Consider the following 15,939-nt stretch of genomic DNA (forward strand, 5'->3'; position numbering starts at 1 on the left):
GGAACAATTACTAAAGTTTAAGGAGAATGGGTCTCTGAAGTAAAAGGGAGGAACCGCTTTGGAGTTGGTAGAGAAATTAATAACTTTATAGATGAATATGTTAGTGCATTAAAGGAAGGAAATGCTGCAATTTTTGCAGGTGCAGGTTTATCTATACCATCAGGTGTGGTTAATTGGAAGGAACTATTAAGACGTCCTGCGGCAAGGCTAGGACTTGATGTAGATAAAGAAAGTGACTTGGTATCGTTGGCACAATATATCTACAACGATTCAAAAACTAAAACACCTTTGACGGAGTTGATAAATAACCACTTTAGTCAAACTGGTAGAATAAACCGCAATCATGAAATCATTGCAGAGTTACCTATACGAACTTACTGGACTACTAATTACGACAAACTAATTGAACAAGCCTTAATTCAAGCAGGGAAGAAGCCTGATGTTAAAAAGCGAGTTAATGATTTGGCAGTGATAAAAAGTAAAAGAGATGCTATTATTTACAAAATGCATGGTGATGTGGAAGTAGCAGATGAGGCAGTTTTAATTAAAAATGATTATGAGTTATATGAGAAAAATAACCAGATGTTCACTATTGCTCTAAAAGGTGATCTTGTTTCTAAAACATTTTTATTTATTGGCTTTAGTTTTGAAGACCCGAATTTAGAGCATATATTGAGCAGAATTAAAATTTTGTTAGACGACCATACCCGTACCCATTATTATTTTATAAAAGAGGTTGCTGAAGAGGATTATCCAAATAATGCAGAGGGAAAAGAGCAATTTCAATACGATAAAATCAGACAAGAATTAAAATGTGCTGATTTAGAGCGATATTCTATTAAGCCCTTGATTGTAAAAAAATATGAGGATATAACAGCAATTTTGGAAACTATCACTGAAAGATACAATAGAAATAACCTTCTTATATCTGGTAGCGCACATGAATTTAATGATTATAAAGTATCGGGCATAAATGCAGAAGATTTTATTCATAAACTAAGTAAAACATTGAATCAAAAAGAGTTCAAGGTGGCAACTGGATTTGGTTTAGGAGTGGGTAGTGCAGTTATAAATGGTGTGTTGGAAGGAATGGAAGAATCAGGTACAAGAAATATAAATGAACATTTAATCATGAGGCCATTTCCCCAATATGCTACAAATGGAAAGGAAATTGGCCAATTATGGGAAGAATATCGTCAACAACTCATTAGTGAATGTGGAATAGTTATTTTTATGTTTGGAAATAAACTCACTAAGAAGGAAGAATCAGACGAAGATATTGTAGTAGAGGCAAATGGTGTTATTAGAGAGTTTGATATTGCAGTAGACAAAAACGCAAAAGTAATTCCTATTGGTGTAACAGGATATGCTAGCCGCAAGTTATGGGAACAGGTAATAAACGATTTTCAGAGATATTACCCTGAGTTTCCTTATTTAAAAGATAAGTTTATTAAACTAGGTGAAGACGGAATCGAATTTAACCAACTAATTAAAATAGTCACAGATATAGTTATTGAAATTAGAGGAGGAGAATAATGGCTAGAAAAACTTTTTTCAGTTTTCATTTTGAAAAGGATTCTTGGAGAGCAGGACAAGTAAGAAATAGTGGTCTTTTTAAGGGAGATAAATCAGGATTTATTGATAAAGCAGATTGGGAAGAGGTTAAAAGAAAAGGTGATCAGGCAATTAAAAATTGGATTAATAAACAATTGGAAGGTACTAGTACAACTGTTGTCCTTATTGGGAGTGAAACATCCGAAAGAAAGTATGTTGGGTATGAAATTGAACAAAGTGCAAAAAGAGGTAATGGGCTAATAGGTGTCTATATACACCGTGTTAAAGATGTAAATGGAAGAACTGATGCGAAGGGGAAAAATCCTTTCGATAACTGGTATTACGAACGAAACGGAAAAAATGTCTATTTTTCAGAAATATATCCTACTTATGATTGGGTAAATGATAACGGACGAGATAATTTAGGTAAATGGATTGAAGCAGCAGCTAAGAAGGCTGGAAAGTAAAATAGAATTAGAAACGTTACGGATAGGTAGAAAATCTATCCTTTTTTTCATTAAAAAAACTGGAATTACGTTGTTCAGTCTTGAAGGGTACAATATTACACAAAAATTAGGGGTAAACAGCCTCTAAAATCAACTTTAGTCACGTATACTATATCTAACCATTAATTCTGTTAATACTGTATTTCAACCGATAAAAATCAAGGTTTTTACTTCATTATCTTGAAGAGTCATCATGTATAAATTTTCATAAGATAATGGAGGAGATACACTTGTAGCAAACAAATCACTCAAGAAAACTAATGGAAAATGAAATTGTTGAATTCCATTACGAAGATTACCAATTTGTTATTACACGCTTTAAAAGAATCAACTGGAAGCAATACGAGGTGTTCGCTCAATTTCAGTACTTTTTATTTTTGTTTGGTAAAAGGCTAGCAAAGATTAATAAAGAAAATTCTTTAATTGAAGTTTTTAATACAGAGATTAGAGATCTTGTTTTTGCAACCTTTGAAGATCTTACTCTAAATATCGATTCTGTCCTGAGCGAGTATATTCTAGTTGATGATGCGATTTTCGAGTGTTTAAAACAAGTAGAAAAATTGAATCCTATTTATTTGGACAAAGACGAGGAGTGATATCCTTGTCTTTTTAATTTTCTAAATTTCCGAAAATGTTTATAAAATACTTGTTTTAAAATGCAGTAGTCATCGCTTTAATGTAGAAGTAAACGAAAAAGGGGGTGGAAATATTGCTTAAATTAAGTGTAGAAGAATTAATCGAAATTAATGATTTTTATAATGGTGCAAGTAGGGTGACGATAACTTATGCAACAGGCAATACGGTTCTATTAGAACTTTATGATGGTCGTGATATAGAAGAATACATTCTTAGTAAGAGGGATTTGACGAAGCAAGGGGAGGTTCTAGTGCTTCTTTAGTTTCGCTAATCGAAGGAATCAGAAGAACCGTCGCCGCGCTTTCATGAGTGGCTTGCTTCACCTAATGTGAGAACTCATTCCTAATTTGAATTGTCAGCTGTGTAAAGAGAAGTGAGCTAGATCAGTGAAGAAATTTGATTTACACTATATTGTTATCTAACAATTAAGAAAAATCCGTTTGTTGCCGTTGAACTGCGAGATGAACACGGATTTATCAAATTGGAATTTTTTTTTACCATTCTCGGATGGATTCACGCTTTCTATATCCGAAAGAAGTAAGAGAATCAAAAATTTTGCGAAAGTATTATGTAGTATAGATGAAGGCACAACGAGCAGGTGGAATTTCCTCGTTGTGCCTTCTTTCACGCGAAACTTCTAATTGACCCTGTTAGAACCGTCCTACTGCTTACTTAATTCGATAGCTATTCTAACGATGAGGTTATTACGTTTTGGCTGTTAATTACAAACATTATTCATCAATCATTGCTATATTAAAAATAATAACCAGACACTTGCTCCTGATGCGAAAAACGAACAATACAGTGAGAGGTACGCTGCACTTGTCTTTCTAATGTATGGTAGGAAAGGTCGAGAAGAAGCTCTTTGCCATGTTTGAAAAGAATAAGTGATTGTTGTGGGTTCGGGTGACGCTTGATTGTTTTGATGTGGTGATAGAAGATCCAGCTGCATTCATGAAGTTTAGGTGAGTGGGTTGGAAAGGCATAAATGTGTTCGTTTGGATTGATGGGGATCGGGATACGGCTTTGGATCCCCGTTTTGTAAATAACGGCTGTTTTTCGACCGTCATAATCAGCGCCACCTTCAAGGCAGCCTTCTTTCACAAGTTGGAGGACAGGCTTTTTTATGTAATAGAGTTGCTCGCGTTCCCAGACGACGGTGCAGTAGTCAATGTGATTGGCTGAGAAGAGCGCAGTCGTGTCGCGGTTAATTTCGTAGTGAGAGAGGATGAGTTTGTTCATAGGCGGGGCTCCTTTTTTGGGGGATGATAAAATAATTATTTACATAAATCGTTTATTGTTTTTCCTTTTCTCTCTTCATCGTTGGATAGATTTCTTGAGAGGCGGTCTTAAGTAAGAGATGAGGATCGTTTAACCCAAGTCCTGCAGATAATTTGTATAGGTAAGGAATGGTAGTCGTGGCGTTGCCGCGTTCTACTTTGCCAAGGTGCTTTTCGTCAACATCGGCTGCTTCAGCAAGTTTCCTTTGTGTCCAACCTTTTTCATTGCGTAATCCTTGGATTTGTTTTCCAATGTATCGATTGATCTGCTCATCATAATCCACCGGCTTTTGCTCCTTTTTTCTACTTATTATGAGATTGGTAGAAAAGAAGAGGAACCGTCTATACGCCGTAAAAAGGGATAAAATGGAAATTGGTATAGGTTTTTTTTATGGAGAAGTAGTGGTACGTAAAAAGCCCTCCAAAAAAGGAAGGCCCCACCATCATTCATTACCAACATGTGAGTTTACATATATTCAAAATATCGATCATAGAATAATGGACTTGTAAACATTTTAAGGAGGACTGTTGAATTGTTAAACTCAGAATGTGGAATTAAGTGGAATTCTTTTATTGTTGAACTTGATGGAAATTCATATGTCGATTTGGAAATCTTTGAATTAACACCTGAAGACTTTGTCTCCTTTTCGGAGACTAATTTTAGTGAAGGAAGTCGAGAAGGGTTGATCGATGCACTAAGTAATGCTAAGCGGGCAATTGATTGTCAGGTTGATTGGATTCTTTCATATCTAGGCTATGATTACAAGAATTTTAAAGATGAAAAGTATTCATATTTAGGAGAGGTAATTCTAGACTTTGAAAGTGAATTGAACATTAAAATTAACTGCTCCTTAAAATTAAGGTTTATTCAAGCGTTAGAAATAGCTCCTGCATTTCTAGTATCTAAGATAAGAAATATAAGGAATGAAATGGAGCATAATTATATCTCACCAAATGAACATGAAGTCAGGGAAGCAATAGATATTGCTAAGCTATTTGTTAATGCTACTCAAAACATAGTCCTGAGAAAAAAATTCACCAACTATTTGTTATATAGTGTAAATCCAAAAAAATCAGATCAATCAATGAAACGATCACATGAGGTTTCTTTACCCTCTATTAATATTTCGTTTTCCTTTAAAGACGAAGGTGAGAATGTAAAATATCTAGTTTCCTATTACCCTCCATCAGGTGAAATTTATGATGTAACGTTGCAGCCAGATTGTAAAGAATATGTGTATTTATTGAAAATTGGATTAACAGGAAAATTTAATCGTTTGCCTGCTATTTTTGGTTCTACCGTAGAACAAAGATTTGTTAACTATGAGGTTATTTATTCTTAATATTTAGAGTGTTGTGATACTCTTACTGTGGGTTAGGCACCTAATCAAATTACAGAACAAAAACAAGAGCCGGCATCTATATATTAGATGCCGGCTCTATGTTTATTCAAAACGTATTCTATTAAGAAGTGCTACATTTTAAAGACAAAACTCACTAATATCCACCAATTTTTAGTATAATAGTCATTAAAAGATAGAGAAACAGGCATGAAAACCACCACCAAACTCTACCACCAGGATGTGATACCTATGATCGTCTACGAAGCAACGAAAACCGAATTTCTAAAAGACGTATTCCAGGACGAGCTCGTCAACAACATCGTTCGTAACTATAACTCAAAGATCGGTCGAATCAACGAGCGTGAAGTACGCTCATGGGATAATTCGATGCAATACATGTACCGTGTCTTAAGTGACTCCGAAATCCCCGATAACGCGGGAGTCGCAATAGAATTTAAGATTCCTCATACCTCAAAACGAGTCGATTTTCTAATCTCAGGAAAAAAAGACGCGCAAAACTCAGTCGTGATTGTTGAGCTAAAGCAATGGGAGACAGTCGAGGTCATTGAGGGGAAGGAAGCAATCGTCAAAACGTTGATCAATCGTGGTCAACGGGAAACAACCCATCCATCTTACCAGGCTTGGTCATACGCAGCTCTAATCAAAGACTACAACGAAAACGCGCAAAAGAGTGAAATCATCTTTCACCCATGTGCGTATCTTCATAATTACATAGATCAAGGGGAACAAGATCCGTTAACTCACCCTGTATATGAGTTCTATCTTGAACAAGCGCCTGTTTTTGTGAAAGGGAAAGCCGCACAGCTCCGTGATTTTATCAAACGTTATATCAAGTATGGTGATAATAAGGAGAACCTCTATCAAATTGAAAACGGCCGTATTCGCCCTTCAAAATCTCTACAAGACTCGCTGAACAACATGCTTAAAGGGAACCAGGAGTTTGTGATGATTGATGAGCAGAAGGTAGTTTATGAACATGCGGTTCATATGGCCAAAGAGGCGCTACGTACGAAGACAAAGCAGGTGTTAATCGTGAAAGGGGGACCTGGCACGGGGAAGTCCGTTCTTGCAATTAATCTGCTAGTTGAGTTAACCAAGCAAAGTATGGTTTGCCAATATGTTACCAAAAATGCTGCACCACGCAACATTTATGCTAACAAGCTGAAGCAGGATTTTCGCAAGGGTCATATTGATAACTTATTCAAAGGCTCTGGTAGCTATGTGAATGCACCAGAAGATGAGTTTGATGCTTTAATCGTGGATGAAGCCCATCGGTTAAATGAAAAATCAGGCATGTTCCAACACCTAGGTGAAAACCAAACAAAGGAGATCATTCAATCCTCAAAGTTCTCGATCTTCTTCATCGACGAACGCCAACGTGTCACTCTAAAGGACGCTGGCAGCATCGCCGAAATCAGAAAATATGCAGGTGCAACAAATGCAACTATTGAAATCATGGAGCTTGAGTCACAATTCCGCTGTAACGGATCTAATGGCTATCTGGCCTGGCTAGATGACGTCCTCCAAATCCGTGAAACGGCCAATGCCGATTACATGGGAAGTCACTATGATTTCCGCGTCTATGATGACCCTAGCGAGATGAGGAAAGAGATCGAATCTCTCAATCAGACCAACAACAAATCCAGGATCGTCGCAGGGTACTGCTGGAACTGGGTAAAAGAGGGGAAAAGCAACACTAACTATTATGACATTGTCATAGATCAATTTGATTTCAAGATGAGCTGGAATTTAGATAACTCAGCAACATGGGCCATCGATCCAAAGTCTATTAATGAAGCTGGTTGTATCCATACATGCCAGGGTCTTGAGTTTGATTATGTTGGTGTCATTATAGGTGATGACATGAAGTGTGTCGATGGACATGTGATCACTGACCATACGGCACGAGCGAAGACAGATAACTCGTTAAAGGGATTAAAAAAGATGATGAAGAGTGATCCTGAGAGAGGCCAGCAACTAGCCGATAAGATTATCAGGAATACGTACCGGACGCTAATGACTCGTGGGCAGAAGGGGTGTTTTGTTTACTGTACCGATGGGGAGTTTGCGAAGTATTTGAGGGAGAGGTATGAGAAGAGTAGTAAGGTTTACGGGGAGAATGAGTTTTTTGTTGGGAATGTGGCGGAGGAAGATGAGGGGTATGAGTGAAGTTACTTAAGTAAAGGAATCGTTTATAAGTAGGTGACCTAATTATCTTTCTAAGAGCAAAGCACCTGATACTCACTGTTTAAACTAATAACTTTGAGTGTTGTGAATAATATAAGAAAATGCAAATTTCTTGCAATAACAAATTAATTCATTATTTTCCAATATGTGATAAAATAAGTCATGATCACACAGGTAAGAGGGGGATAGTTACAGTCTGTTAAATTCATCTATGTTTCTGCTTAATAAACTAAAATTAGGAGAGATACCAATGAGATTTTCTGAAGCTTTTAGATTACCAGATAGTCATCAAGGAAACTTTGACTTTCTGAACATTCGTATTGATTCAGACAACAGACTTTTTATAGACCCCACAAGAATTAACGCAGAAGAATCTCCAATTTTTCAAAGGTGTAGTGACATAGTAAATGATTTCTTTCATACTATTTTTGATTTATATGTTGAAGGAAAAACTCATGAAGTAAGAGATTATTTTCGGTCCTCGGGTGAATCAAATGAAATTTTCTTGGGTCTTACAAGAGGGTTTCCACGCGGCCTAGGGAATTCTGAAGAATCATTGTCAAGAGTATTTGATTATGTTCACGAACAAGGACTACTAGATGAACAGATAGTTGGTAGAATTGAGGATTTTCATGTTTTTGTTCCTGATTTTGGACAAGACTTGCTATCAGATTTAGTTGCAAGTTTAATTAAACAGGAGTTAATAACCTATACTCAAGAACAATGTGTAAATCATGGAATAAATCCAACGTACACATTGACTACGTCTTACTGGAATCATATTGAGCATAACTGGGAAGCCATTGAAGAATTAGTTCCAGAATATGACGGAAACCCTATAGTGCTAATTCCCAAACAAATAGTAGTTTCAGGTTATCTATATAATGCACATAGGTATTGGCAACAAGTAGTAAGTTTATGGAGACAAAGAGTGAATAGAGAAGAAAATACGATTATACATCAAAATAGACCAGGAAGTTCAACGTTCGCACCTAAGAAGGAAATTTTTGCTCATGAATTGGACAATCTTGATTTAACCATGAAACCGTATTTGTCCAGAATGACTATGGAAAATAGATCTATGATTGAACAATTCAGAAATAATATTGAAAACACCCAAAGAGGTGGTAATTCCAATAAAATGAGTGATGAGGATATAGAAATGTTTATTCAGAACTCTTATGAAGCTTTGGAAGAACAGAATTAGTATATAACCCCAGCTTTATCAAACTGCCTGACCCCAAACGTACAAAGCCTCACCGTACTCGGGGTCAGGCTATTTGTTCGTAATTTCTGATGTTTTAAAAATTTATTATCGGAGCTATGGAAGAATTTATTCCTGTTTTTAACAATAACCAATTGGTATAATAGTACTGGTATCTAAAAATGGTTAGGGTGAAGTTGAAATGAGTGATTTAACAATTTTACAATCAGAGATCGACGCTTTGGAATCTCGTTGGTATAAGCTCATTTTTTATGCTGTGAAAAGAACAGATAATGTTGAATATCTTTCTAAAAAATTCGACATTCCATACGTTAATGTAAACTTAGTTTTAAGTGAAAAACTAAAAGATTTATCTAAGGCAAAATACCCACTGTATGTGGAAGATATTTTAAGTGATTATTTTCAACAAGTTAACAGTGAATGGTTTTGGTTAGGGAATATTGAAATCCTTTTTGATAAACAGCTCCATATTAATCCTGTTCGCTTATTAGAAAATCAGAGTAAAAGATACAAATTAATCGTTTCTTGGCCAGGAGTACTTGAGGAAAATAAACTAATATACGCAGAACCTGGTCATCCTGAATATTTCGTATGCAACGAGTTTGAAGGAAGAATTGTTAAATCCTAAGGGGGAATAGTTATGTTACGTTATGATCAATTAATTCAATTTGAACCTGTGGAATCGGTTGTCCAACTTAGAGATGCAAATAATAAGGACAAAGCATTTGATCTATTGAGTACATATGTTATATCTAATCGCATGGAAGAGCAGTTAGATGAATTTATTTTTGAACAAATTCAATTTGAAAGAATGGTTGACAATAAAGGAACTTTAATTGTAGGTAATTACGGGACAGGTAAATCACATTTAATGAGTGTTATTTCTACAATTGCTGAACAAGACGGATCAAGCCAATACATTAACAACAAACGTGTGGCAGAGAAGGCTAAAGAGATTGAAGGTAAGTTCAAAGTGATTCGTACCGAAATCGGTGCAGTGGAAATGACTCTACGTGATATCATTTGTAATGTTTTACAAAAAGAATTAGACAAGCTAGACATAGACTATACTTTTCCAAAAGCAGATGCGGTGACAAATAATAAAGATATGCTGTTTGAAATGATGGACTTATTTCATGAGGAGTATCCAGACCAAGGGTTGCTTTTAGTAGTAGATGAATTATTGGATTATTTACGGAGCCGTAAAGAGCAAGATTTGACGTTAGACCTAGGGTTTTTGCGGGAAATAGGAGAAGTATGTAGTAAATCTCGATTCAGGTTTATTGCCGGTGTACAGGAAATGCTATTTGATAATCCGAAATTCCAATTTGTCGCCGACTCATTACGCCGAGTAAAGGAACGCTTCCAAGAAGTTCGTATCGTTCGTGAAGATATTGCCTACGTTGTTTCGGAGCGTCTATTAAAAAAAGATGAAAAGCAAAAAGCTTTGATTCGTGAGCATTTAGATAAATTCAAACCACTATACCATCGCTTAAGCGAAGATATGGAGATGTTTGTGAATCTTTATCCAATTCATCCTTCTTACTTAGAGACGTTTGAAAAAGTAAACATTGCAGAAAAGCGAGTGGTCCTTAAAACGATTAGTAGAGAAATTAGGAAGCTTCTCACTGAAACAGTGCCAGAAACCGAGACTGGATTTGTTTCATTTGACCAATATTGGCAGTACATTTTGGAAGATTCTTCATTACGAAGTGATCCAAATGTTAAAGAAGTCATGAATAAAGTCCAAACATTAGAAGATCGTGTGAAAAATGGTTTGAAACGTCCAGCATATAAACCATCCGCGCTACGTATCGTTCATGCTTTAGCAGTTTATCGATTAGCAACAGATGATATAAACGCCCCGGTAGGATTGACATCTGATGAGTTGAGAGACTCATTATTTTTAAATATAAGCTCTCTACTAGATATGGGAGATGAAGCAGCGGATTTTTTAAAAACCACGATAGAAGCAGTAGTTAAAGAAATAATGACAACTGTTAGCTTTCAATATATTTCTACGAATCAAGAAAGTGGTCAATATTACTTAGATGTTAAAAAGGATATCGCTGTTGACGATCTCATTGAAAAGAGAGGGGAAGACCTTACTGATAACCAGCTCGACAGATACTATTTTGAAGTTTTAAAACAAGCAACAGAAGTAACGGATAACACGTATGTGTCAGGATATAAAATTTGGTTACATGAAGTTCCTTGGGAGGACCGTAGAATAAAACGACAAGGTTATCTATTCTTTGGTGCACCTAATGAACGCTCTACTGCCCAACCAGAACGTGACTTTTACATTTATATGCTTCAGCCATTTGAAGTACCAAACTTTAAAGATGAGGAAAAAGCAGATGAAGTTTTTTTCTCATTAAAAAATAAAGATGAACAGTTTATGTGGTTGCTACGATTATATGGTGGAGCTCGTGCTATGAGTGATGATGCTGCTGCAACAACTAAGCGTCTTTATGATGAAAAAGTAAAAAGTTATTTAAAAAGTGTAAGTACATGGATTAAAGCAAATTTTGTCCAAGCATTTGATATTAAATATCGTGGGAAAGAAGGAACTGTATTTGACTTTGGGATGTTCTTACCCCAAAATGCTACTCTCATCGATATCATTGATAGTGTTTCTGAAGGGTTACTGAGTCAGTGGTTTGAAGAAAAGTATGAGTTGTATCCATCTTTTCGAAAACTAGAAAGATCGTTTTTAACAAAAGAAAATATGAGTACTTATATTAGTGACGCACTAGCCTATATTAACGGGCGAAAAACAAATGCTGGTGAGGCAATCTTAAATGGCTTAGTATTAATCGATCAAAATGGTGTTATTAATGTAAGAAATTCAGGTTTTGCAAAGTGGATACTAGAGAATTTAGAGGGTAAAGGACAGGGACAAGTTGTTAACCAAAACGAGTTAATTGAAACCATTTATACTGTCCAAGGTACAGAAGATGTTCGTCTTGTAAAAGAATTTAAAATGGAACCAGAGCTGTTAATAGTTGTTCTTGCTGCATTAGTACATGAGGGTGAAATTGTACTGACAATTGATAATAAAACATATGAAGGTATGAACTTTGATGAATTAGTTAAAGTTCCTATTCGAACGTTAACCAATTTTAATCATATCAAAAAACCAAATGGGTTACCTATCCCGGCGATTAATGCTCTAATTTCAATGTTTGAGGTTGGGCGTGGAAATGTCCATGATGATACTTGGCTAGACTTTGCGATCAAACAGATTGTTTCAAAATCACGTTCAGCCATTGAAAAGAATGTAAAACTAATGAATGATGTTCGAACAAAGTTTCAAATTTGGGATGGTCCATTATTTACAAATGAAGAAAAGACAACGTTTATCGATAAACTAGAAAGTTTAAAGTCATTTCTTGAAGGTTTACAGGTTTATAATACAAAAGCTAAGTTAACAAATTTAAAATATACACCTTCTGAAATTGAAGAACAGAAGGAGAACCTTGATGTAATACCTCAATTGGAACAACTACAAGCAAAAATAAATGACTTCACGAAAGTTGCTGATTATTTATCCAAAGCAAAATTTATTATGTCTACGAATCGTCAATGGTTGGAAGAAGTTGATATTGCACTAGATAATTTAGCAGAGGCTTTAAAAAATAATGAAAATTGCACTGCTGAGTTAAAAGATTTGGAAAGTTTAAAAGATCAATATATTGAGTACTATTTAGGTCTTCACGAGACAGCGCGATTAAATGCAACAGAAGAGAACAAAAAACAAGCACTGCTTCAGGATAATCAGTATAAAGCTTTGAGGGAGTTAGCTTTAAAAGTTGAGCTTCTTCCTATGCAAGCGCTGGAAGAATGGACAAAATCAATTCAGGCATTGAAAACTTGTTATCGTTTAACAAGAGAGGCTTTACAGCACTCACCAATTTGTCCATACTGTAAGTTCAATCCAAGAGAAGAAGGTGTAGTACAACATTTATCCTTAGAACAACTAGAAGATCGGTTAGGTGAACTATTGAATGGTTGGACAGAGACACTATTAACAAACCTTAATGATCCTGTTGTGAAAGAAAGTATTTTATTACTAACTAGTGAGCAACAGGAATTGATTAAAAAGTTTGTAAAGGACGGGCACTTTACATTGCCAGTAGATATTCGTCTACTTGAAATAATTAATGATTTATTAAAAGGGATTCATAAAGAAATCGTTGATATAGATCAAATGGTAAAGATGATGGGTGACGGTAATCCATTGACAGTTAATGAAGTAAAGAAGAACTTTGAAATGATGTTAAATGCATTGGTAGGCAATAACCCTACTAATCGTGTACGGATCATGGTCAAGAAATAAGGAGGAAAGCAACTTGAAAAAAGGGATAGAGCAAATGTCATTTCTAGAAAATGAATCCCAAACAGATAACGAACCTGTTGTCTGTTTGGGTTTAACATTCGATAGTGAAACAGAACGTAGAGAACATTTTCGTAATGAATTAAGAAAGAAGTTGCCGGAATTAAAAGAGATTGAAGGGTTTCCGATTGGTGAAGACGAGGATATCATCGCTCTTTCTGATCCGCCGTATTATACAGCTTGTCCTAACCCTTGGGTTAAAAATTTTATTGCAGAATGGGAAAAAGAGAAAGTTGATCTTTATAGAAGAAATCCAAATGAAGATTATCATAGGGAACCATTTTCAACAGATGTAAGTGAAGGGAAATATGATCCTATCTATAAGCTTCATCCTTATCCCACAAAAGTTCCACACAAAGCGATAATGAGATATATTCTACACTATACAAAACCAGGTGATGTAATATTTGATGGTTTTAGTGGAACAGGAATGGCAGGAGTTGCAGCTCAACTCTGTGGAGATAAGACTGTACTAGAAAGTTTAGATAATGATATTTCTGAAAAAAATATTGGAAGTAGAAAAGTAATTCTTAATGATTTATCAGTGATTGGGTCATATTTATCATATCACCATAATAAACCAATCAGAAACAAGGAGATAATTTTAGAATTATTAGATGAATTAGAAGAAGAGATTAATTGGATGTATACGACTGTACACAACACAGGAAACATCGAAAAAATATTAGAAAAAATAGGATTATGTGAATCAGTAATAGAAGTGAAAGAAGTAATTAAGGCTTACAAAAGTTATTTTGGTAGAATTAATTACGTTGCATGGAGTGAAGTGTTTTCTTGTCCAAATTGTTCAAATGAAATTATATTTTGGGAAAACTGTGTAGATAAAGAAAATGGAAAAGTATACGATAAATTCAAGTGTTCAAATTGTAATTCAATTAGCTCTAAAAGAGATCTAGAAAAAGTGTATACATCTAATTATGATGAATTCTTAAATAAAACTATAAAACAAAATAAGTATGTACCTGTATTGATAAATTACTCTTATGGTACAACTAGGTATGAAAAGGTTCCAGATCAATTTGATTTAATTCTATTAGAACAAATTGAAAATGTTAAATTTGAATCAAATATCCCATTAAATCAAATACCAATTGGAGATAAAACTGGTGAACCTATCAGAAGTGGAATTACCCATGTTCATCACTTCTATACACGCAGAAATTTAAAGGTACTGTCTGAATTTCTAAGTGTAATTGATAAAAGGGAATTTGGTTTTTCATTAACAAAAGTAGCAAATCAAATAACAAAAATGTACAGGTTTACAAACCAATCGGGGAAATGGGGAGCTGGTGGGGGGCCTTTATCTGGTACTTTGTATATTCCTTCTCTAATAAAAGAACTTTCCATGTTCAATCAATTAAGATTAGCCATACGTCAACAATTTGAAAAGGAAGGCTCGTTTGAACTCAGTAATTTTGCAGTTACAAATAACTCTTCCACGGACTTAAAAATGATTCCTAATAATTCAATTGATTATATTTTTATTGACCCACCTTTTGGAAGTAATTTAATGTATTCTGAATTGAACTTTATTTGGGACACATGGCTAAATTTAATAACAAATAATAAAGATGAAGCAATTATAAATAACAATCAAAAGAAAAAAATTGAAGACTACAGATATTTAATAGTAAATTGTTTCAAAGAGATTTATAGGATTTTAAAATCTGGGCATTGGTTAACGATTGAATTTTCAAATACAAAATCAAGTGTTTGGAATGCAATACAATTTGCCATCCAAGAGGCGGGGTTTATTATAGCAAATGTATCTGTTCTTGATAAGAAAAAAGGTAGTTTTAAAGTTGTTACAACTACAACTGCTGTAAAGCAAGACTTGGTTATATCAGCCTATAAACCAAATAAAAAAGCAGTTGATAGAATAAATCAATTTCAAAATACTGAGGAATCAGCTTGGGAGTTTATAACGCAACACCTCCAAAAATTACCTATATTTATTGGAGTAAAAGGGAATGCATCTACTATTCCGGAACGCACCTCACGAATTTTATTTGATCGAATGGTGGCATATCATGTTCAAAATAATATTCCAGTGCCTATTTCATCAGCAAAATTTCAAGAAAAAGTTGTACAACGGTTTTCAATACGTGATGGAATGATTTTCCTGGAAAACCAAGTAGCAGAATATGATAAAAAAAGAATTCTTGTTAAAGAATTTTCAGATCTAAGTTTATTCGTTTCTGATGAAGGTAGTGCAATTGAATGGATACGTCAGCATCTAATGAAAAAGCCACAGACTCGTCAGGATATTCATCCTAACTTCATGAAGGAAATTCAGCACATTGCCAAGCATGAGCAGCTTCCTGAACTAGATGATTTATTATTACAGAATTTCCTTAAATACGAAGGCGATTCTGCTGTTCCTGACCAAATTGCAAGTTATTTACGTCGTAATTATAAAGATTTACGTGGTCTGGAAAATGAAGATGAACAGTTGAAACAGAAGGCTCTTAATCGTTGGTTTGTTCCTGATCCAAATAAACAAGCTGACCTTGAAAAATTACGTGAGAAATCATTATTACGTGAATTTGATAGCTATCTTGAAGAGCTTGCCAAGAATAAGAAGAAATTAAAGCAATTTAGAACAGAGGCAATTCGTGCCGGGTTTAAAAAGGCGTGGGGAGAAAAAGATTTTGAAAAGATCGTCACAGTGGGTGAACGGTTACCTGAAAGTGTTATTCAGGAAGATGATAAGTTACTAATGTATTTCGATAATGCTCAAATTCGTTTGGGCTTGTAACGGAGAGGT

12 protein-coding genes are annotated in these 15,939 nt (G+C 35.0%); 10 read left to right on the top strand and 2 right to left on the bottom strand.

Features of this window, described 5'->3' with window-relative positions; genetic code table 11:
• The first annotated feature begins 165 nt into the window (after positions 1–165).
• From JCM9140_RS16070 to JCM9140_RS16085, 4 genes are all read left to right on the top strand, one after another.
• Entirely contained in the window at positions 166–1,536 is a 1,371-nt protein-coding gene (locus tag JCM9140_RS16070) for an SIR2 family protein (protein ID WP_235715379.1), read from the top strand.
• Positions 1,536–2,021 carry a TIR domain-containing protein gene (locus JCM9140_RS16075; protein ID WP_034748778.1) on the top strand — a complete coding sequence of 162 codons (486 nt, stop codon included), beginning with the start codon at positions 1,536–1,538 and terminating at the stop codon, positions 2,019–2,021. Before JCM9140_RS16070 ends, JCM9140_RS16075 begins: the two co-directional genes overlap by 1 nt.
• Positions 2,022–2,320: 299 nt before the next feature.
• Positions 2,321–2,656 (top strand): hypothetical protein, encoded by a 336-nt coding sequence (locus JCM9140_RS16080; protein ID WP_034748781.1) that lies wholly within the window; start codon positions 2,321–2,323, stop codon positions 2,654–2,656.
• A gap of 113 nt (positions 2,657–2,769) precedes the next feature.
• A complete protein-coding gene (locus tag JCM9140_RS16085; RefSeq protein WP_034748784.1) occupies positions 2,770–2,958 on the top strand; it encodes a hypothetical protein in 189 nt (62 codons plus the stop codon).
• Positions 2,959–3,449: 491 nt separating this feature from the next.
• Here JCM9140_RS16085 and JCM9140_RS16090 read toward each other — a convergent pair whose 3' ends face one another.
• Positions 3,450–3,938, bottom strand: a complete 489-nt coding sequence (locus JCM9140_RS16090; protein ID WP_034748787.1) for a competence protein ComK — start codon at positions 3,936–3,938, stop codon at positions 3,450–3,452.
• 52 nt (positions 3,939–3,990) lie between these two features.
• Positions 3,991–4,260, bottom strand: a complete 270-nt coding sequence (locus JCM9140_RS16095) for a helix-turn-helix domain-containing protein (protein WP_052002322.1) — start codon at positions 4,258–4,260, stop codon at positions 3,991–3,993.
• Between the two features lie 249 nt (positions 4,261–4,509).
• On the opposite strand from JCM9140_RS16095, the gene JCM9140_RS16100 reads away from it, so the two are divergent.
• From JCM9140_RS16100 to JCM9140_RS16125, 6 genes are all read left to right on the top strand, one after another.
• Positions 4,510–5,319 carry a hypothetical protein gene (locus tag JCM9140_RS16100; protein ID WP_034748790.1) on the top strand — a complete coding sequence of 270 codons (810 nt, stop codon included), beginning with the start codon at positions 4,510–4,512 and terminating at the stop codon, positions 5,317–5,319.
• Positions 5,320–5,568: 249 nt separating this feature from the next.
• A complete protein-coding gene (locus tag JCM9140_RS16105; RefSeq protein ID WP_034748793.1) occupies positions 5,569–7,509 on the top strand; it encodes a DUF2075 domain-containing protein in 1,941 nt (646 codons plus the stop codon).
• Between the two features lie 268 nt (positions 7,510–7,777).
• Entirely contained in the window at positions 7,778–8,734 is a 957-nt protein-coding gene (locus JCM9140_RS16110) for a DUF8370 family protein (protein ID WP_034748796.1), read from the top strand.
• A 199-nt stretch (positions 8,735–8,933) separates the two neighbouring features.
• Positions 8,934–9,380, top strand: coding sequence for a BREX-3 system P-loop-containing protein BrxF (gene brxF / locus JCM9140_RS16115; RefSeq protein WP_034748799.1), 447 nt, complete (start codon positions 8,934–8,936; stop codon positions 9,378–9,380).
• Between the two features lie 12 nt (positions 9,381–9,392).
• The gene (locus JCM9140_RS16120; RefSeq protein WP_034748802.1) at positions 9,393–13,094 is read left to right on the top strand and encodes a DUF6079 family protein; all 3,702 of its coding nucleotides are present in this window, start codon (positions 9,393–9,395) and stop codon (positions 13,092–13,094) included.
• A gap of 13 nt (positions 13,095–13,107) precedes the next feature.
• Positions 13,108–15,930, top strand: a complete 2,823-nt coding sequence (locus JCM9140_RS16125) for a DNA methyltransferase (RefSeq protein WP_369384439.1) — start codon at positions 13,108–13,110, stop codon at positions 15,928–15,930.
• The last annotated feature ends 9 nt before the right edge of the window (positions 15,931–15,939 follow it).

The sequence above is a fragment of the Halalkalibacter wakoensis JCM 9140 genome (genome assembly GCF_000513095.1).
Taxonomy (GTDB): Bacteria; Bacillota; Bacilli; order Bacillales; family Bacillaceae_D; genus Halalkalibacter; species Halalkalibacter wakoensis.